16 protein-coding genes are annotated in these 18,753 nt (G+C 61.5%); 10 read left to right on the top strand and 6 right to left on the bottom strand.

The genetic code is table 11. From position 1 onward, the window contains the following. The first annotated feature begins 113 nt into the window (after positions 1–113). From BM413_RS04080 to araD, 10 genes are all read left to right on the top strand, one after another. Complete coding sequence (locus BM413_RS04080) at positions 114–950, top strand: dihydroorotate dehydrogenase electron transfer subunit (protein ID WP_091910707.1); 837 nt, start codon at positions 114–116, stop codon at positions 948–950. After that, the gene (locus BM413_RS04075) at positions 950–1,885 is read left to right on the top strand and encodes a dihydroorotate dehydrogenase (protein ID WP_091910705.1); all 936 of its coding nucleotides are present in this window, start codon (positions 950–952) and stop codon (positions 1,883–1,885) included. Before BM413_RS04080 ends, BM413_RS04075 begins: the two co-directional genes overlap by 1 nt. Beyond that, entirely contained in the window at positions 1,885–3,204 is a 1,320-nt protein-coding gene (locus tag BM413_RS04070; protein WP_348272874.1) for a hydantoinase/carbamoylase family amidase, read from the top strand. Before BM413_RS04075 ends, BM413_RS04070 begins: the two co-directional genes overlap by 1 nt. Further along, entirely contained in the window at positions 3,198–3,530 is a 333-nt protein-coding gene (locus BM413_RS33510) for a hypothetical protein (protein ID WP_244537747.1), read from the top strand. Before BM413_RS04070 ends, BM413_RS33510 begins: the two co-directional genes overlap by 7 nt. Positions 3,531–3,704: 174 nt before the next feature. After that, complete coding sequence (gene ytfQ / locus BM413_RS04065; RefSeq protein ID WP_091910703.1) at positions 3,705–4,667, top strand: galactofuranose ABC transporter, galactofuranose-binding protein YtfQ; 963 nt, start codon at positions 3,705–3,707, stop codon at positions 4,665–4,667. Between the two features lie 116 nt (positions 4,668–4,783). Beyond that, positions 4,784–6,298 carry a sugar ABC transporter ATP-binding protein gene (locus BM413_RS04060; RefSeq protein WP_091910701.1) on the top strand — a complete coding sequence of 505 codons (1,515 nt, stop codon included), beginning with the start codon at positions 4,784–4,786 and terminating at the stop codon, positions 6,296–6,298. Then, positions 6,295–7,314, top strand: coding sequence for an ABC transporter permease (locus tag BM413_RS04055; RefSeq protein ID WP_091910699.1), 1,020 nt, complete (start codon positions 6,295–6,297; stop codon positions 7,312–7,314). Before BM413_RS04060 ends, BM413_RS04055 begins: the two co-directional genes overlap by 4 nt. Further along, complete coding sequence (gene yjfF, locus BM413_RS04050; RefSeq protein WP_091910697.1) at positions 7,311–8,285, top strand: galactofuranose ABC transporter, permease protein YjfF; 975 nt, start codon at positions 7,311–7,313, stop codon at positions 8,283–8,285. Before BM413_RS04055 ends, yjfF begins: the two co-directional genes overlap by 4 nt. Then, positions 8,286–9,059 carry a FadR/GntR family transcriptional regulator gene (locus tag BM413_RS04045; RefSeq protein WP_244537746.1) on the top strand — a complete coding sequence of 258 codons (774 nt, stop codon included), beginning with the start codon at positions 8,286–8,288 and terminating at the stop codon, positions 9,057–9,059. Between the two features lie 81 nt (positions 9,060–9,140). Further along, the gene (araD, locus tag BM413_RS04040; RefSeq protein WP_091910695.1) at positions 9,141–10,883 is read left to right on the top strand and encodes an L-arabinonate dehydratase; all 1,743 of its coding nucleotides are present in this window, start codon (positions 9,141–9,143) and stop codon (positions 10,881–10,883) included. 13 nt (positions 10,884–10,896) lie between these two features. Here araD and BM413_RS04035 read toward each other — a convergent pair whose 3' ends face one another. The 6 genes from BM413_RS04035 to BM413_RS04010 are packed head-to-tail and all read right to left on the bottom strand — an operon-like array spanning position 10,897 to position 18,749. Next, positions 10,897–12,318 (bottom strand): FAD-binding oxidoreductase, encoded by a 1,422-nt coding sequence (locus BM413_RS04035; protein WP_091910694.1) that lies wholly within the window; start codon positions 12,316–12,318, stop codon positions 10,897–10,899. A gap of 37 nt (positions 12,319–12,355) precedes the next feature. Next, the gene (locus tag BM413_RS04030; protein WP_091910692.1) at positions 12,356–12,757 is read right to left on the bottom strand and encodes a rhodanese-like domain-containing protein; all 402 of its coding nucleotides are present in this window, start codon (positions 12,755–12,757) and stop codon (positions 12,356–12,358) included. Between the two features lie 4 nt (positions 12,758–12,761). Next, a complete protein-coding gene (locus BM413_RS04025; protein ID WP_091911109.1) occupies positions 12,762–13,331 on the bottom strand; it encodes a peroxidase-related enzyme in 570 nt (189 codons plus the stop codon). Positions 13,332–13,352: 21 nt separating this feature from the next. After that, positions 13,353–15,662, bottom strand: a complete 2,310-nt coding sequence (locus tag BM413_RS04020; protein WP_091910689.1) for a molybdopterin-dependent oxidoreductase — start codon at positions 15,660–15,662, stop codon at positions 13,353–13,355. A gap of 28 nt (positions 15,663–15,690) precedes the next feature. Next, the gene (locus BM413_RS04015; protein WP_091911107.1) at positions 15,691–17,244 is read right to left on the bottom strand and encodes an acetolactate synthase large subunit; all 1,554 of its coding nucleotides are present in this window, start codon (positions 17,242–17,244) and stop codon (positions 15,691–15,693) included. Then, entirely contained in the window at positions 17,244–18,749 is a 1,506-nt protein-coding gene (locus tag BM413_RS04010; protein ID WP_210188902.1) for an FGGY family carbohydrate kinase, read from the bottom strand. Before BM413_RS04010 ends, BM413_RS04015 begins: the two co-directional genes overlap by 1 nt. Positions 18,750–18,753 lie beyond the last annotated feature (4 nt).

The raw sequence follows: 18,753 nt of genomic DNA, 5'->3' as shown, positions 1-18,753 counted from the left end.
GACAGCCTGGGCGATGTGCTGAAGCCCGAAGTCGCCATCCCAATCGACATTTTCATCCGCCCGGCGGTCAAATCCGCCGACGGAGCCACTTTTCCTTGATTCCGGAAACCGTCATGCCCGCAAGCCCTTGCGTCGTTCCCGATTCCATTTCTCGTCCGTATTCCGTCCATGAGGTCGAATGTCGGGTTAAAACCCACGACCAGGTGAACGGCGAATACCGGCGCCTTGCGCTCTCGGCGCCGCGTTCCGTTCTCGATTGCGAGGCGGGGCAGTTTTTCAATCTCCTTTGCCCCCAAACGGATCGATTCCAGCCTTATCTGCGCCGGCCGATGAGCATTTACTCCTATGATCGTGCCCGGGGAGAACTTTCCTTCCTCTATAAGGTAGCGGGCACCGGAACCGGGGCGCTGGCAAGCCTCGAGCCGGGTGAATTCCTGAACATCGTCGGCCCGCTCGGGCAAGGTTTCGAGATCAGACGTGAATGGCGGCGGCCGCTTCTTCTCGCCCGCGGTGTCGGGCTCGCGACGCTGGCACCTCTGGCAGGCGAATGCGTGCGTCTCGGTCGACCGCTGACGGCTATCTGCAGTGCACGCTCGCCCGATCTGGTGATGTCGACCGATCTCTTCCGCTCCTTCGGCGCCGAGGTGATCACCGTCACCGATGCCGAGAGCAATTCGGATGTCGGGAGCCTGACACCGCTGATCGAGGAACTGATCCGTATGCGCGGCATCGATGCGTTCTTTACCTGTGGCTCCGCGCGTCTCCTGCGCATGCTGCAGCAGATCGGTACCCGCCACGGCATAGGCGGACAAGTGGCGGTCGAGCAGCACATGGCCTGCGGTATCGGCATGTGCCAGGCCTGCGTGCGACCCTTCCTGCGCGATGGCGGCGCGGTCAATCTGCGGGTCTGCCGCGAGGGCCCGGTTTTCGATCTTCACGAGGTGCTGTGATGGCGGACCTCAGGACGGCCATTGGCAGCCTCACGCTCAAGAATCCGATTATGCCGGCTTCCGGAACTTTCTCGGAGGAACTCGCGGAGGTCTTCGATCTCGATTGTCTGGGAGCGCATGTTACCAAGACCATCACAAGGGGAAAACGGGCCGGCAATTCTGTGCCGCGCGTCTGCGAGGTCAACGGCGCAATGCTGAATTCGATCGGCATTCCCAGCAAGGGCGCCCCATGGTTCCTCCAGAACACCCTGCCGTTCTACCGGGATTACGAGGCGCCGCTGGTCATCAGCATCTCCGCCAATACGGCTGATGAATTCGCGCGCTTCGCTGAGGAAGTCAGCGTGCCGGGCGTGGCGGCGATTGAAGTGAACATCTCTTGCCCGAACATTGAGGATGACGGAAAGGCCTTCGCCATGAAGCCGGGCCCAACCGGTGACGTCATCCGCCGCATACGCTCAGCCACTCACCTTCCGCTCTGGGCGAAGCTGTCACCGAACACCGGGGAGGTGGTGGAGGTGGCGCTTGCAGCCGAGGAAGCCGGGGCCGACGCTCTCGTCACCGCAAACACCATGCTCGCCATGGCGATCGACAGCCGCACCGGCCGTGCAAGGCTCGGCAACATCATGGGCGGGCTCTCCGGCCCGTCGCTCAAACCCATCACACTGCGCATGACCTATCAATGCGCGCGTGCGGTCTCCATTCCGGTGATCGGATGCGGCGGCATATCCACCGTAGACGATGTGATCGAATATCTGGTCGCCGGCGCCCGTGCCGTCCAGGTCGGCACGGCCACCTTCATCAGCCCGTCCACGATGCTGCGTCTTATCCGGGAGCTCCGCGAGGCGCTCGACGTGCGCGGTCTTCCCTCCCTCGATGCGCTGATCGGTACGGTTGACGTCACAGACGAAGCCATTGTGGTCGCGGAATATGCGTGATGGGTGGAATGTTGCTCGATAGACCCGCATCCTCCGACCTCGGTGCGCTTGCAGCGCGGCTTTTCAGCGAAGTAGCCGAGCGAACTGCCGATGTCGAAGGCGTCAGCCGTCCGGCCTTCTCGACGATAGAAACAGAGACTCTTCAGTTTTTACTGGATTTCGCCCGTTCGGAAGGGCTTGCCGCTGATTGGGATGCCGGCCGCAATGTCGTCTTTTCGTTGCCCGAGCATGAGCGCGGGGATAACTACATCCTTGTCGGCTCCCACGTGGACAGCGTGCCATGCGGCGGCAATTTCGATGGCCTCGCAGGCGTTCTGGCTGGGCTCCTGTGCCTTGTCAGGGCCAAGAGGGAAGGTGCGCGTTTTGCGCAGCCCGTAAAGGTCATCGCCATGCGCGGCGAAGAAAGCGCCTGGTTCGGGCCTTGCTATGTTGGGTCGAAGGCGCTGCTCGGTATCCTTTCTGAAACAGAACTTGCGGCCCGGCACAAGGAAGGCGGCAAGACCCTCGACGCTCATATGGAGGCCGTCGGCATCGACATGACGAGTGTCCGGGCCTCCCGGCCACTTCTGGATCGAAAGGCTGTCACGGCCTATCTCGAAGTGCATATAGAACAAGGACCGGTGCTGATCGAACGGAACCTGCCTGTCGCAGTGGTTTCCGGCATTCGTGGCAACTTCCGCTACAAGAAAATCGCCTGCTTCGGCGAAGCCGGTCACTCGGGCGCGGTGCCACTCGCCTACCGTCACGATCCGGTGCTTGCCATGGCGGAACTCTTGAATGGTCTCGATGTCGCTTGGCACGACTTTGCGTCCAAGGACGGGGATCTGGTTGTTACCAGCGGGATGGTTTCTACCGACCGGGCAAAGCATGCGCTCTCCCGAATTCCCGACAGCGTCGAGTTCAGCCTTGATATCCGCAGCCAGGATGCCGGGATGCTCCAGAAAATGCACGATCTGGTGCTCCGGCATGCAGAACGCATCGGACGTGAACGCAATGTACGATTCGATTTCGGAGATGGGCTCTGGACAAAGCCCGCGCTTTGCCACCGGCAACTCATCGCTGAACTGACGCGTTCAGCGGAAGCGCTCGGCCTGGAGCCCGCAATCGTTCCTTCTGGCGGTGGGCATGATGCGGCGGTCTTCTCACAGGTTGGGATTCCCACCGGGATGATCTTCATCCGCAACCGCAACGGCTCACATAACCCACACGAGGCAATGGAGATCGGCGACTTCGAGATTGCCACCTCCGTGCTCTACGAATTCCTCATCTCTCCGCAGAAGAGCGGGCCTAATAAGCAAAGGAAAACGGTCCCATGTTAGCAGCGATCACCAACATCATCCGCGACAAGGGCAATGCAATTCCAGGCTATCGCGAGGCAGCCAGGACCGCCCGTCAGCAGGCGACGAAAGACATAGAGCGGTCGGTCGGTTATTTCCTGCTTGGTAAGGCAGCCCAGGAATTTGCCGACGCCTACTGCGAAGAACCCCTGCACGCAGACACAGCCGAGCAACAGCTCGCCAGACTGGAGGGCTTTGCCTGCGTGCTCGATGAAGCGTTTGAAGCACCGGACCTTCAACGTCGCCTGGAAGCGCTTTCCTATGTGGCACGGGCGATGAGCGGGGACTGCGCGACAGCGACAACCTGACCACCAGAGCAGCCAGCCTTCGGAGTCGATCCGAACGGCTGGCTACCAGCATGCCCTTTCTTGTTGTCATGCGAGGTTACGGTTACCCTTGCTCAAAAGTAATACTATATGATAGTAACACTTTTGACCGTCGCCGGGAGGAGCCCGCGACTGTTCCCAAGGGAGGAAGTTGAAATGAAATTCGTGACACGTTTGCTCGTCGGAACCGCGTTCGGAATGGTGCTCGCCGGTTCCGCAAATGCAGCCGGACTGACAGTGGGCTTTTCTCAGATAGGCTCGGAGTCGGGCTGGCGCGCGGCTGAAACCAGCGTGACGAAGCAGCAGGCTGAAAAGCGTGGCATCGACCTCAAATTCGCCGATGCACAGCAGAAGCAGGAGAACCAGATCAAGGCGATCCGCGGGTTCATCGCGCAGGGCGTCGATGCCATCCTCGTCGCGCCGGTCGTCGCTACCGGCTGGGAAACCGTGCTCGGCGAAGCCAAGGATGCCGACATCCCGGTCATCCTGCTCGATCGTGGCATTGATGGTTCGCCCGACCTTTACATGACCATGGTCGCTTCTGATCAGGTTCTGGAGGGCAAGGTCGCCGGCGAATGGCTCGTAAAGGATGCCGCAGGCAAGGATTGCAATGTGGTCGAGCTTCAGGGAACCACTGGCTCTTCACCTGCCATCAATCGCAAGAAGGGTTTTGAAGAAGCCATCGCCGGCACTTCCAATATCAAGATCACCCGCAGCCAGACCGGCGACTTCACTCGCGCCAAGGGCAAGGAGGTCATGGAAGGTTTCCTGAAGGCTGAAAACGGCGGCAAAAACATCTGCGCGCTTTATGCCCACAACGACGATATGGCCGTCGGTGCGATCCAGGCTATCAAGGAAGCCGGCCTGAAGCCTGGCACGGACATCAAGGTCGTGTCGATCGATGCCGTTCCGGATATCTTCAAGGCCATGGCCGACGGTGAGGCGAATGCGACCGTCGAACTGACGCCAAATATGGCCGGACCGGCATTCGACGCCCTCGAAGCCTTCAAGAAGGATGGCACTGTGCCCGCAAAGCAGATCATCACGGAATCGAAGCTCTACACGCCAGCCGATGAACCGATGAAGGTCTACGAAGAAAAGAAGGGCCTCGGCTACTGATCCTCCCAAGCCGGCGGGGCTGCTTAGCATGAAGTGCGCAGCAAGTTCCGCTGGATGATTTACAGTATCGAACCGCGCTTCGAAGCGCGGTTCGATGGCGAAAGCGGAGGCAGCGCATGGATACCACTGATGAGTTGGTCAGCGCGCGCGATATCAGAAAAGCGTTTCTCGGTTACAAGGTTCTGGACGGGGTGGATTTCTCCGTGCGGCCGGGTGAGATTCATGCCCTGCTCGGCGAGAATGGTGCCGGAAAATCGACCCTGATCAAGATTCTGACAGGCGTCCATCGCCCGGATTCAGGCACCGTCCGCGTTGGCGGCGAGACCGTAGTCGTGCGCGATACGCTTCATGCCCAGCAGCTTGGCATCGGCACTGTCTATCAGGAAGTCAATTTGCTACCCAATTTGACCGTGGCGGAAAATCTGTTCATCGGCCGCCAGCCGAGACGGTTCGGCCTCGTCGATCGAAAGACCATGGGCGAACGTGCCAAGGTGTTGCTTGCGCAGTACGACATCCATATCGATGTGACCGCGGACCTCGCGCGTTACTCGGTGGCCATCCAGCAACTCGTCGCGATCGCGCGCGCCGTCGACCTTTCCGGATCGGTGCTCATCCTGGACGAGCCGACCGCGAGCCTTGACCGCCACGAAGTCGAGCTTCTCTTCAGCGTCATGCGCAAACTGCGCGACCGCGGTCTTGGCATCGTCTTCATCACGCATTTTCTGGATCAGGTCTACGAGGTCAGCGACCGCATCACCGTGCTGCGCAACGGACGGCTGATGGGAACATCGCCAACCGCAGCCTTGAGCAAGGTGGATCTGGTTTCCATGATGCTGGGACGCACTCTGGCCGCTTCGACAGAACGTGAAAAGCAGCCAGAGACCGAACGGCGCCAGCCACTCGTGTCGTTCTCCAACTACGGTCGCAGCCGTTCCATCGCACCGTTCGATCTCGACATTGCGGCAGGCGAGGTGGTCGGCGTCGCTGGCCTGCTGGGCTCTGGTCGTACCGAAACTGCACGTCTCCTATTCGGCGTCGATCTTCCGGAAAAAGGTAGTGCAACCATGGACGGCAAGGCCATTCGGATTGCTTCGCCTCGCGACGCGATCAGGCTTGGTTTTGGCCTGTGCCCTGAGGATCGCAAGATCGACGGCATCATTGGCGATCTCTCCGTACGGGAAAACATCGCCCTGGCGCTGCAGGCGAGGCGCGGTTGGCTGAGGCGCATGTCGAGCCGCGAGCAGGCCGAGCTGGCGGACCGGTTCGTCAAGGCGCTCGACATTCGCACCACCGATATCGAAAAGCCGGTAAAGCTTCTCTCCGGCGGCAACCAGCAGAAGGTGATCCTCGCGCGATGGCTGGCGACAGGCCCGCGGTTCCTTATCCTTGATGAGCCAACCCGTGGCATCGATGTCGGAGCCCATGCCGAGATAATCGAGTTGATCAAGCGGCTCTGCCATGAGGGCATGGCGCTGCTGGTCATCTCGTCCGAGCTTGAGGAAATCGTGGCTTACTCGACCCGCGTGCGGGTTCTGCGCGACCGCGTGCACTGCCAGGATTTGACGGGCGACGAGATTTCAACCGACGGAATCATGCGGGCCATCGCCGCTCAGACGGGAGCGACCGCATGAACAGCAGCATTGCAAGCGGTCTTCGCCGTGCGGCGCCTCAGTTGATCTCGCTGGCCGTCATACTGTTCCTGAATTGGCTGGCATTTCCGGGTTTCTTTGACCTCCGCATTCAGGACGGCCGTTTGTTCGGCAGCCTGATCGACGTGCTTAACCGCGGCGCGCCGGTCATGATCTTGGCCATCGGCATGACGGCTGTCATCGCCAGCAAGGGCGTCGACCTTTCGGTCGGCGCAGTGATGGCCATATCGGGCGCGGTGGCGGCGACGATGACCGTAGACGGTTATCCGCTGATGGCTGTGATACTGACCGCGTTTGCGGTCGGCATAGCCTGCGGCCTTCTCAACGGGCTTCTGGTGGCAGTCTTCGATCTACAGCCGATCGTCGCCACGCTCATCCTCATGGTGGCCGGACGTGGCATCGCCCAGCTCATCACGGAAGGTGTTATCGTTACCTTCAACGATCCGGGCCTAATGTTCTTCGGGACAGGCTCTGTCATAGGCCTGCCGATGCCGATCGTCATTGCAGCTTTGCTAGCAATTGGCGTCATACTGCTGATGCGACGGACGGCACTCGGGCTGCTGATCGAGGCCGTCGGCGTCAATCGCAGTGCCAGCAGCTACGCCGGCATTAACAGCACGCTCCTCCTGATTTTCGTCTACACGCTGTCGGGATTTTGCGCAGCGCTTGCAGGAATTATCGCCGCCGCAGATATTCGCGGCGCAGATGCCAACAATGCGGGCCTGTGGCTGGAACTCGACGCGATCCTGGCCGTGGTCATTGGCGGTACATCACTGCTGGGCGGCCGCTTTTCCGTCCTGATGTCCGTGCTCGGCGCAATCATTATCCAGGCGATGAACACCGGAATCCTGATCTCCGGCTTTCCGCCGGAATACAACCTCATCGTCAAGGCCGCGGTCATCATCATGATCCTGCTTGCCCAGTCGGCGTCTTTCGCCGGCGTCGGCAGCCTGTTCGTTCGCGACCCTTCTGCCGCCAAGAAGGTGGACGCTTCATGACCAATCGCCTGCTGCCATTCTATGCGACCCTGATCATCTGCGTGCTGGCTTATGCCATCTGCGTGTTTCAGTTCCCGAACATGTTCTCGACGCGCGTGCTCGGCAATCTGCTTACCGACAATGCCTTTCTCGGCATTGCGGCGGTCGGGATGACCTTCGTCATCCTGTCAGGCGGTATCGACCTGTCGGTCGGCTCGGTAATCGCCTTCACCGGCGTGCTTATCGCGGTTCTGGTCGGCTGGTACGGTGTTCACCCGCTGATCGCCTTCGCCATTGCATTGGCGATCGCCACGGCCTTCGGCGCCGGCATGGGCGCGATCATCCATTATCTCGACGTGCCGGCATTCATCGTGACGCTGGCGGGAATGTTCCTGGCGCGGGGCATGTCGTTCGTTATCACCACGGAATCGATCCCCATCAACCACGAGTTCTATACCGCGCTGCAGGGCCTTTATTATCGCATGCCGGGCGGCGGACGGCTGAACTTCGTCGGCGGGGTCATGGTGCTGGTTTTCCTCGTCGGTATCGTGGTGGCGCATTTCACCAAGTTCGGTTCCTATGTCTACGCTATTGGCGGAAATCGCACGTCGGCAGAATTGATGGGCGTCCCCGTAGGCCGCACCACCATAGCCATCTATGCCCTATCGGGTTTCCTCTCCGGCCTCTCCGGCATCGTGTTTTCGCTCTACACCTCGGCGGGGTATTCGCTGTCAGCCGTCGGGGTCGAACTGGACACGATCGCGGCAGTGGTGATCGGCGGAACGCTGCTGACAGGCGGCGTCGGCCTTGTTGCTGGCACCTTCGTCGGCGTCATAATCCAGGGGATCATCCAGACCTATATCGTCTTCGACGGCACCTTGTCCTCCTGGTGGACCAAGATCGTCGTGGGCTTTCTGCTCTTTGCTTTTATCGCCCTGCAGCGACTTCTTGTGTACTTGTCGAGTCGTAGGGCTTTGGCAGGGGAGCATTGAATGCCGTCGAACAAGAAAACCATCCCGCGAATGATGAGCACACCGACACCCCGGACCCAACATGGCCATGTCATCCGAGATCTCGGTATCGGCATCGTCAGTGGCCGCTACCCCGAAAACACGATCATGCCGGGCGACGCCGAATTGCAGCAGCAGTACGGCGTGTCGCGCACCGTGTTGAGAGAAGCCTTCAAAACCTTGGCCGCAAAGGGGGTGGTGCAACCCAAGGCGAAGATCGGGACGCGCGTTCTGGAAAGGCGCAACTGGAACATGTTCGACCCGGACATTCTCCATTGGTATGTCGAGACAGGCGTCGACAGCGCATTCCTGATGTCGCTGCAGGAGATGCGGCTAGCGCTGGAGCCCGAAGCCGCGCGACTGGCTGCCCAGCGCCGAACCAAGGATCAGATCGCCAGGCTGCACCACTGGGTAAACCAGATGTCGGATACTGTCGCTGCCTCGTTTGTCGAAAGCGATCTTCAATTTCACATCACGGTCGCCGAGGCGTCGGCAAACCCTTTCATGCGCTCGATCAGCACGCTGGTGGAGGTCGCTCTGGCGACGACATTCACCATCAGCTCGCCGATCCCGAACTCCGAACGTCACGCTCTAACGGTTGAAAAGCATCGCCAGATTGCGCTCGCCATCGAGAATTCGCAGGAAGAGGCTGCCAGCGCTGCCATGCGTGCGGTCATCAATGAAGGCATCGAGCGCATCCGCGTTGTCATCGGCAAAGAACAGCGTTCGCCCGATGGCGTGGAGCGTGTTGATTAAGCGTCGCCGTCCTGTCGGCTTGCCGGTTGGACAACAGGCGCGCGAATGGAAATTTAGTTGGTTGTTGGAAACGAGACGGTAATGACATTCAAAAAGGCCGAATGGCCACGCAAGCTACGTTCCCAGGAATGGTTCGGCGGAACCGGCAAGAACGCGATCATGCATCGCTCCTGGATGAAGAACCAGGGCCTGCCGGCCGACACATTCGATGGCCGACCGATCATCGGCATCTGCAACACCTGGTCCGAATTGACGCCGTGCAACGCGCATCTGCGCGACATCGCCGAGCGCGTGAAGCGCGGCGTTTATGAGGCCGGCGGCTTTCCGGTCGAGTTCCCGGTTTTCTCCTGCGGCGAGAGCACGCTGCGCCCGACTGCCATGATGTTCCGCAATCTCGGCGCGATGGATGCCGAGGAGGCGATACGCGGCAACCCGATCGACGGTGTGGTGCTTCTTGCCGGCTGCGACAAGACCACGCCTTCGCTGATGATGGGCGCTGCGAGCGTCGACATACCCGCAATCGTCGTGTCCGGCGGCCCGATGCTGAATGGCAAGTGGCGCGGCAAGGATGTCGGCTCAGGCACCGCCATCTGGCAATTCTCTGAAATGGTGAAATCCGGCGAGATGACACTGGAGGAATTCATGGATGCCGAGCAGGGCATGGCGCGCTCCGCCGGCAGTTGCATGACCATGGGCACCGCTTCGACAATGGCCTCGATGGCGGAAGCGCTTGGCATGACACTGCCAGGCAATGCTGCCATTCCTGCTGTGGACGCCCGCCGTCGCGTGCTGGCGCAAATGTCGGGCCGGCGCATCGTCGATATGGTCAAGGACGACCTCAAGCCGTCGGATGTGCTCACGCGCGAAGCCTTCGAGAATGCAATCCGCGTCAACGGTGCGATCGGCGGTTCCACCAATGCTGTGCTGCACCTTCTGGCGCTGGCCGGCCGCATCGGAATCAATCTTTCGCTCGACGATTGGGACAGACTCGGCCGGGATGTGCCGACCATCGTCAACCTCCAGCCTTCCGGCAAGTTCCTGATGGAAGAGTTCTATTATGCCGGCGGCCTGCCTGCGGTGATGCGCGCCGTCGGCGAGCTCGGGCTGCTGCACAAAGATGCTCTCGCGGTGACCGGCGAGGCGATCTGGGAAGGCGTGAAAGCCGTCGAAAACTACGATCACGACGTCATACTGCCGGTAGAGAAGGCGCTGACGCGATCAGGCGGTATTGCGGTGTTGCGGGGCAATCTCGCGCCCGGCGGTGCAGTCCTGAAACCGTCAGCGGCCTCAGAGCATCTCATGCGCCATCGCGGCCGCGCGGTCGTCTTCGAAAGCATCGAGGACTACCATGCGCGCATCAACGACGACGCGCTCGACATAGACGAGAACTGCATCATGGTACTCAAATACTGCGGCCCAAAGGGCTATCCGGGCATGGCCGAAGTCGGAAATATGGGGCTTCCGTCAAAGGTGCTGAAGAAAGGCGTGACCGACATGATCCGCATTTCCGATGCCCGCATGTCAGGGACAGCCTATGGCACCGTCATCCTGCACACCGCACCCGAGGCCGCCGCCGGCGGACCGCTAGCCATCGTGCGCAACGGCGACATGATCGAGGTGGATGTGCCGGCGCGGACATTGCATCTCGACATATCGGACGCAGAAATCGCCGAGCGTCTGGCCGCATGGAGGCCGCCCTTCGACAAGCCGGAGTCCGGCTACGCCATGCTCTATGTCGATCGCGTGATGCAGGCCGATACCGGCGCTGACTTCGATTTCCTGCGCGGAAATCGTGGGTCGCATGTGGAGCGCGACTCGCACTGACGAAAGGGCTTGATCAAATGACCTTGCCGGGATTCATGATGCCTGCCGGATCCACCACGTCTTTCATTCGCCGCATGAGATCGATCGCAACCGGTGGCGCGGTCTCGATCAACTCCTGACGCTTCATGCGGCCGATGCCATGCTCGGCCGAGATCGATCCCGAAAGCGAGCGGACGACATCGTGAACCGCCTTGTTCATGGCCGGGTAAAGATTGAGGAATGAAGCATCGAACGCGCCGGCAGGCTGGGTCGCGTTATAGTGCAGATTGCCGTCGCCCATGTGCCCGAAGCAAACCACGCGCGCATCCTGACAGACCGAAGCGACCGCGCGGCCCGCTTCATCGATGAAGCGCGGAATGTCCGCGACAGGCACGGCGATGTCGTGCTTTATCGAGGCGCCTTCAGGCCGCTGCGCCTCGGTCATGCTTTCCCGCATGCGCCAGAATTCGGCTGTCTGAGCCAGATTTTCTGCCATTGTTCCGTCGAGGATAAGGCCGCGCTCGAAACCGGCGGCGACGATTTCCTCGGCAAGCCCGCGCGCGTCGTCGGCCGACCGGCCAGAGGAGATCTCGACCAGGATGTGCCATGGAGCAGCCGACGCAAGCGGCGCACGATGACCGTGCATATGCTTGATGACGAAATCCACGACGCATTCCTGCATTAGCTCGAAACCGGTGAGCGCGCGGGCAGCGGTGGAGGATGCGATCTCGAACAACTCAAGCGCATTTTGGGGTGATGCGACCCCAAGCCAGATAGTTTCGCGCCCTCTGGGTTTGGGAAACAGCTTGAGAACTGCGGCGGTGATGACGCCGAGGGTTCCTTCGGCACCGATGAAGAGGTTCTTCAAGTCGTATCCGGTGTTGTCCTTGCGCAGTTTGCGCAGATCATCGAACACTTCACCGGTCGGCAGTACCACTTCGAGGCCGAGGCAAAGATCGCGTGCATTTCCGTAAGCCAGGACGGAGGTGCCGCCGGCGTTGGAGGACAGGTTGCCGCCGATCTGGCAGGAGCCCTGCGAGCCGAGCGATAGGGGAAACAACTTGTCCTGCGTGTCGGCGATATCACGCAGACGCTGCAGGATCACGCCGGCCTCGGCAACGACGACGCCCGAGCGCAAGTCGATCTCGCGGATGCGGTCGAGCCGGCCTAGCGAAAGGAGGATTTCGGTCCCACCGACATCGGGATGCTGCCCGCCGACGAGCCCCGTATTGCCGCCCTGCGGCACGACGGCGGTTCGCGTCTCGGTCGCTAGGCGCAGGATGCGGGAAACTTCCTCGACGCTGCCGGGCCGGAGCACGAGCGGCGTGTATCCCGAAAAGAGGCCACGCGGGTCGGTCACATAGGGCGCAACCGCATCTGTGTCACGCAGCGCGTAGGCAGGTCCGACGATCGCCGCGAAAGCGTCGAGTACGGCGTCTGAAGGACGCTCCAGCATTCTCCCTCCCGGAACCAATATTGAGACGGCTGCCGCGTCAGCCTTTCACTTCGCGCCTTTCGCGCTCGGCGACAGGATGACCGGCCTTCTTCCACTCGGAAAAGCCGCCGCGCATGCTCATGCTTTTCAAGCCCATCTCCTGTGCGACCTTGGCTGCCAGCAGTGATCTCCAGCCCGAGGCGCAGAAGAACACGAAGGTCTTGTCTTCAGCAAAAGCTGGCTTGTGGTAGGGACTTTCCGGATCGATCCAAAACTCCAGCATCCCGCGCGGCGCATGCATCGATCCGGGGATCGTGCCGTCGCGCTCCAGCTCGCGCACGTCGCGGATATCGACGAGCGTGTATTGGTCATCGCCGGCAAGCGGAGCCATGTCGGCGGTGCTGACGGATTGAACAACAGCATCCGCTTCCGCCAGCATGTCCTTGTAACCTTTGGCCATTATCTCAGCGCCCCATCGCGTAGAATTCGTCGTTGGGGCGCATGCTCGTCACATTGGCGAGCCTGTTGGACATGCCGAAGAAGGCAGAGATCGCGGTGATGTCCCAGGCGTCTTCCTCGGTGAAGCCGTGCTCCTTCAGCACCTCGACATCGGCGTCGCCGACCTCATAGGCGCGCGTCGAAACCTTCATGGCAAAATCGAGCATTGCCATCTGGCGCGGCGTGATGTCGGCCTTGCGATAATTGACTGCGACCTGATCGGCGATGAGCGGGTTCTTGGCCCGGATACGCAGGATGGCCCCGTGGGCAACAACGCAATACTGGCATTGGTTGGCGTTGCTCGTCGCAACCACGATCATCTCGCGCTCGGCCTTGGTGATCGGGCCGGGCTTGTCCATGAGCGCATCGTGATAGGCGAAGAATGCCCGGAATTCGTCCGGCCTATGGGCAAGCGTTAGAAAGACATTCGGGACGAAGCCGGATTTCTCCTGAACCGCCAGAATGCGTTCGCGGATGTCGTCGGGGAGATCCTTGATCTCCGGGACGGGGAAGCGGCTGATGGCGGGTGCGTTCACGGTGACCTCCAAATAATCGTTTCAAACTGCGTCAAGCGCTTCGAGCGCGTTCTGATAGGTGCGGTGCGCGTCCTCGACGTCGCCGCCATAGGGTTCGACATGAACCAGGCAGGTGTGGGCCGAGCAGCCCTGGCCGAAACTCGACGTTGGAACGTCGAGCGTCAGCACATTAGGATTGCCCGCGATATCGAGACCGCTATTGCCGACCGGCGTGAGCCACGCACCGGTCGGAAGGACAATGACGCCAGCCCTGACTGCTTCTGTTACCGTCGCAGTGGCCAGGCATGCGCCGCGCTCGTTCCATAGGCGGATCGTATCGCCGTCCGCGATGCCGAGCCGACCGGCGTCCTGCCCATTGATCTTTGCCTGCTCTCGTCCGTTGCGCTTGTGCTTGCGGCTGGCAATTCCGGTCTCGAGCTGGCTGTGCAGACGGCCTTCCGGCTGGTGCGAGACGAGATGCAACTCATTGGGTGTCGCCTTTCCCAGCCACTCGGCCGGCTCGATCCATGCGGGATGACTGAGGCAATCCTGATAGCCAAGCCGTGCAAGCGTTTCGCTGCCGAGAACGATGCGCCCGCTTTCGGTAGCCAGTGCGTTTGCATCAGGGTCTTCGCGATATTCGGCGAGATAGGTGTGATGGGTCTTTACGGGAACGCGCGCATAGCCGGCTTCCCAGAAGGTCTCGAAATCCGGCATTTCGAAGCCGAAACGCTCGGCCGCGTCCTCACGGCTTGCATCATAGAGATGGCGTAGCCAGCCCATTTCGTCGCGGCCTTCGCTGAAGGCGTTGCCAACGCCCAGTTCCTGCGCAATTCCATGGAAAATGTCGAAGTCGGAGCGTGCCTCGCCAAGCGGTTCGATGGCCTTGTGCATGGCCAGGAGGAAGTCCGAGCGGCGGTTTCCGGCGAGGTCGTTGCGCTCGATCGACGTACTCGCTGGTAGGACGATGTCGGCGCGCTGCGCCGTCGCCGTCCACATCGGATCCTGCACGATGATCGTTTCAGGCCGCGTCCAGGCGTCCGACAGGCGGTTGATGTCCTGATGATGGTGATAGGGGTTGCCGCCAGCCCAGTAGACGAGGCGGGCATCCGGGTAGGTTCGAGTCTCGCCTTGATAGGTGAAGGGCTTGCCGGGATTGAGCAGCATATCGGTGATGCGTGCGACAGGGATAAAGCTGTCTATCGGCTTCTGAAGCTGCGAGATCGCCGGCGATTTCCCGATATTATAGGGCGCCCCGACGCCGCCTAGCGAACCGTAGCCATAGCCAACGCCGCCGCCTGGCAGGCCGATCTGGCCCGTCACTGCTGCCAGACCGAGGGCTGCCCAGAATGGCTGCTCGCCATGATGCGCCCGCTGAAGGCTCCAGCTCACGGTGATCATGCTGCGCGTGGCAACAAGTATCTGCGACAACTCGGCGATCTTATCGGCGTCCAGACCTGCGATTTTTGCTGCCCAGGCCGCATCTTTCGCCGTGCCGTCATTCTCGCCTTTCAGATAGGCAAGGAACTCGTCGGACCCGCTGCAGCATCGCGCCAGAAAATCGGCATCGTGCCTGCCAGCTTTGACGATCTCGCCGGCGAGGCCGAGCATCAGGGCGGTATCCGTGTTGGGACGGATAGGCCACCATTCGGCACCGACCCACCCCGGCAGATCGTCCTTCAGTGGCGATACGAGAATGACCCGCACCTTGCGTTCGACGATACGGCGGAGATAACCCTCCAGCGAATGAGCGCCGATGCCGCCAGCTTCGGTCTGGGCGGTTCTGGGCGACAGCGCGCCGAAGATAACGAGGGTTTCGGTGTTCTCGGCGATGGAATCGAGTGTATTCGCCTGCCCGCCGCAGGCGGCCTCGCTGCCGAGCGTATGCCGCAGGATCACCGGACCCGCCGCGATGCTGTATGTGTCGACATGGCCGGTGAAGCCGCCGACGAGATTGAGGGTTCGCTTGAGCAGCGACGAAGCATGATGGAATCGGCCGCAGCTCGTCCAGCCATAGGAACCCGCGAAGATCGAGGCATTGCCGTAAGTCTGGCTCACCCGGGTGATCTCGCCGGCGACGAGGGAAAAGGCCTCTTCCCAACTGACCGGCACGAATTTTTCATTCCCGCGCCCACGGCCGTCGCTGGCCTCGCGCTTTTCCAGCCATCCGGAGCGCACCATCGGCTGCAGGACGCGGCGTTCGGGATTGGCCCATTCAGTAATCGAATGAATGATCGGGGAGGGCGCGGGGTCGTGCTCAAAGGGTTCCACCCCGACGATCTGGTTCCCGTCGACGAGGATCGTGTAGGCACCCCAATGGCTGCAATGCGGGACGCGTCGAATTGTGGTCATTTCACCCTCGCTGATGGTGAGCCGCGGTTCAAAGGACAGCCTCGATCAGGAATGGGCCGCGCTTTGCGCAGGCCATTTTCAAAAGATCTGCGAAGGCTTCGACAGTTTCGGCGCGCGCCGCTTCAACGCCCATGCTTCCCGCCATCTTTACCCAGTCGATATGGGGATCGTCGAGGTCCAGCATGCGGCTGGCGTTTCGGCCTGGCGTTCCGGCACCGACCTGGCGCAGCTCGCCATGCAGGATCGCATAGCGGCGATTTGCAAAGACGATCGTAAGCGTATCAAGCCGCTCGCGCGCCTGTGTCCATAGCGCCTGGACCGTATACATGCCGCTGCCATCTGCCTGGAGGGTGATGACCTTGCGGTCGGGACAAGCGATGGCAGCGCCCGTGGCAAGCGGAAGGCCGATGCCGATCGCGCCGCCTGTCAGTTGCAGGAAATCATGCGGCTCCGCGCCGTAGGTGCTGCGGAAAAAGTCGCGGCCGGAAGAAACGGATTCGTCGCAGATGATTGCATTCGCCGGCATGTGGTGTGCCAGCGCAACGGCGATCGCCTCGGGCGTGAGCTTGCCGCGAACGGTTTCCGGCTTCCAGCGTTCCGCCAGCCGCGGCTCGATGGCTGCGCCGGCGCCGGTTTCGTCGGCAAGGGCATCGATTGCCTCGACGATGTTCGCGCCCTGTTCAGCGAGATCGATGACCTGGCAATCGTCCGGCAGCATGCTGCTCGGCTTTCCCGGATAGGCGAAGAAGCCGACCGGTGCGTTGGCCCCGACCAGCACGACGAGATCGGTATCTGCGAATGCAGCGACAGCGTGCTCGACCACATAGGGCACGCGGTCGACCTGAACCCGTCCCGAACCACGCTCCATGCGGCCGTTGGATTGCTGTGCCATCAGTCGCGCATTCGTCTTTTGCGCGATCCGGTCGAGGGCGCGCAGCGGCGCGTCCCGCAGAGCGGCTCCGGTTACCAGAATCGTCGGCTTGCGCGCATTGCGAAGTGCTTCGGCAGCAGCCTGGATTTGCGCCTGATCGAAGGGCTGCGGCCGGTCATGTGTAATTGCAGCAGGTATGTCCGAGGAGGTCGTGTCGGTCCAGGCGGCGTCGGCAGGCAGGATCATCGTCGCGATGCCGCCCGGAAGCTTGCGGGCCGCGCGGATGGCGTCCTCGGTCACCTTGCCAATGGAGTCGGCGTCCGTAGCGCGCCCGACCCAGTGCGACATCGGCCGCGCCAGCGACTCGATATCGGAGGTGAGGGGCGCATCGTATTTCAGGTGATAGGTGGCATGCTCGCCGACCACATTCACCATTGGGGTCCGCGCGCGCCTGGCGTTGTGCAGGTTGGCAAGGCCGTTGGCGAGGCCGGGTCCAAGATGGAGCAAGGTGGCCGCAGGCTTGTCAGCCATGCGCGCATAGCCATCGGCCGCCCCGGTCACCACGCCTTCAAAAAGGCCGAGCACGCAGCGCATCCGCGGCTGCCTGTCGAGTGCCGCCACGAAATGCATCTCCGAAGTGCCCGGATTGGCGAAGCAGACATCGATGTCGTTGGCGAGCAGCGTCTCGCAGAGAAGATCGGCACCGTTCATCAGGCGCATTCCTTTCGAAGTTCCGTTGCCCGGTCGCCGAGAACGCCAAGCTCTTCCCACAGGGGAGACACGGCGTCGACAAGGCGCGAGAAGATGTCGAATTTTTGTGCCGCATAGTCCGCGACCCGACCGATATCCGGTTCGATCCGCGCGTCCGTCACGCCGATCCAGAGCGAGGCGATTTCGCTGGAGTTTGCCCAGCCGAGTGTTACGGCAGCGATAGCGCCGAGACCGCGCAGGCCGGCATGAGCGCCCGCCATCGTTTGCACGCGGGCTTTCATGGTCGTGGCCAGGAATTTGCCAAAGTCCGGGTCGGCGGCAAGCCCGCCGCCAAGCGCCAGCTCACCGTCCGCATGTCCCATCATGTCGTGGCTCTTGCGCGCAACGAAGGCGAGCGCTTCTCGCGCAGCCCAGGCGAGTTCTTCCGGACGCGTAGCGGCGGAGAGACCGAAGGCAGCGCCGCTTGCATATGGCGACGTGTAGGGCGCGCGTTCGCCGCCGGGCTCGAAGAAAGGGTGAAGCACCATATTGGAATAGGCGGGCTTGCCGCTGCCGGCGCCATCCTGGCCGACAAGATTGGCGACATGGCGAAAGAGCGTTGCGCCGTTGAAGCTGGGGTGAAAGCAGAGAAAGCCTTCACCGAGGACGAATTTCTGGACCATCGCGCCAGCCGGTTTTTCCGGCATTGCAAGCGGGTTCAGGAGGTGGCGGGCGTGGATTGCACTGGTGCCGAAGATCGAAGCACGTGCAACACCCGGTCGGGTGCCAAGGCCGAGCCCGATCAGCGTCGCCTGCACGTCGCCGGGGCCGAGCAGCACGGGCAGGTCGGCAGGCAGTCCCAACGTGGCGGCGACAGCGACTGCCAGACCGGCAGAGCATTGACCGACCTCTTCCAGCTCGGGAAGAAGCTCGATGCCGCGCTCAAGTCCGAGTGTTTCCTGCGCAGTGCGCGTAAGCTTGCCCGTCCGCCAATCGCCCCAGACCGGCAGGACAGCACTTGGCTCAGCCTTGAGGGTGCCGGTGAGGCAAAGAAAGAGCCATTCCTTAAGGCGCAGAACATGGCTTATGCGGCGCAGTCTTTCGGGATCGTTCTGCTGCAGCCATAGAAGATGCAGACTTTGCGAGGCGGCGGTGGGCTGCGAAAAGGTGACGGCTTCGATGGCCTCAAAGCTGCCGTCGCGCCTGCGTTCGGATGCCAGCGAGCGGGCACGGCCGTCGAGCCAGGTGATGGCGTTTCCGACCGGTAGACTATCAGCGCCTATCGGCCAGAGGCCGTCGCCCTGACCGGTGAGGATCAGCGCCTTGACCTTGCCGCCGGCCTTTGCAGCGCATTCCACAATTGCGGCAAACGCATCGTCGCGCGTCGCAAGCATATCCTGCTCAACGCGGCTGCCATCCCGGCGCAACGCAGAGTTCTCACGCTGCGCTGTCGCGACAAGACGGCCCTCTCGATCGAAGGCGGCGGCCTTGACCGCGGTCGTTCCGGAGTCGAGACAGATCAGCACGGAT

Origin of the sequence: Mesorhizobium sp. YR577 (assembly GCF_900116595.1) — a bacterium.
In the GTDB taxonomy this organism is placed as follows: Bacteria; Pseudomonadota; Alphaproteobacteria; order Rhizobiales; family Rhizobiaceae; genus Mesorhizobium_M.
The sequence above is the reverse complement of the archived record's forward strand: the minus strand, read 5'-3'. Positions and strand labels throughout refer to the sequence as shown.

Excerpts from the sequence above, each read along its gene's own strand:
- BM413_RS04060 (WP_091910701.1), top strand. The coding sequence starts at position 4,784 with ATGGATACCACTGATGAGTTGGTCAGCGCGCGCGATATCAGAAAAGCG.
- BM413_RS04045 (WP_244537746.1), top strand. The coding sequence starts at position 8,286 with ATGCCGTCGAACAAGAAAACCATCCCGCGAATGATGAGCACACCGACA.
- araD (WP_091910695.1), top strand. The coding sequence starts at position 9,141 with ATGACATTCAAAAAGGCCGAATGGCCACGCAAGCTACGTTCCCAGGAA.
- BM413_RS04015 (WP_091911107.1), bottom strand. The coding sequence starts at position 17,244 with ATGAACGGTGCCGATCTTCTCTGCGAGACGCTGCTCGCCAACGACATC.
- BM413_RS33510 (WP_244537747.1), top strand. The coding sequence starts at position 3,198 with ATGTTAGCAGCGATCACCAACATCATCCGCGACAAGGGCAATGCAATT.
- BM413_RS04075 (WP_091910705.1), top strand. The coding sequence starts at position 950 with ATGGCGGACCTCAGGACGGCCATTGGCAGCCTCACGCTCAAGAATCCG.
- BM413_RS04035 (WP_091910694.1), bottom strand. The coding sequence starts at position 12,318 with ATGCTGGAGCGTCCTTCAGACGCCGTACTCGACGCTTTCGCGGCGATC.
- BM413_RS04070 (WP_348272874.1), top strand. The coding sequence starts at position 1,885 with ATGGGTGGAATGTTGCTCGATAGACCCGCATCCTCCGACCTCGGTGCG.
- ytfQ (WP_091910703.1), top strand. The coding sequence starts at position 3,705 with ATGAAATTCGTGACACGTTTGCTCGTCGGAACCGCGTTCGGAATGGTG.
- BM413_RS04020 (WP_091910689.1), bottom strand. The coding sequence starts at position 15,662 with ATGACCACAATTCGACGCGTCCCGCATTGCAGCCATTGGGGTGCCTAC.
- BM413_RS04055 (WP_091910699.1), top strand. The coding sequence starts at position 6,295 with ATGAACAGCAGCATTGCAAGCGGTCTTCGCCGTGCGGCGCCTCAGTTG.
- BM413_RS04080 (WP_091910707.1), top strand. The coding sequence starts at position 114 with ATGCCCGCAAGCCCTTGCGTCGTTCCCGATTCCATTTCTCGTCCGTAT.
- BM413_RS04030 (WP_091910692.1), bottom strand. The coding sequence starts at position 12,757 with ATGGCCAAAGGTTACAAGGACATGCTGGCGGAAGCGGATGCTGTTGTT.
- yjfF (WP_091910697.1), top strand. The coding sequence starts at position 7,311 with ATGACCAATCGCCTGCTGCCATTCTATGCGACCCTGATCATCTGCGTG.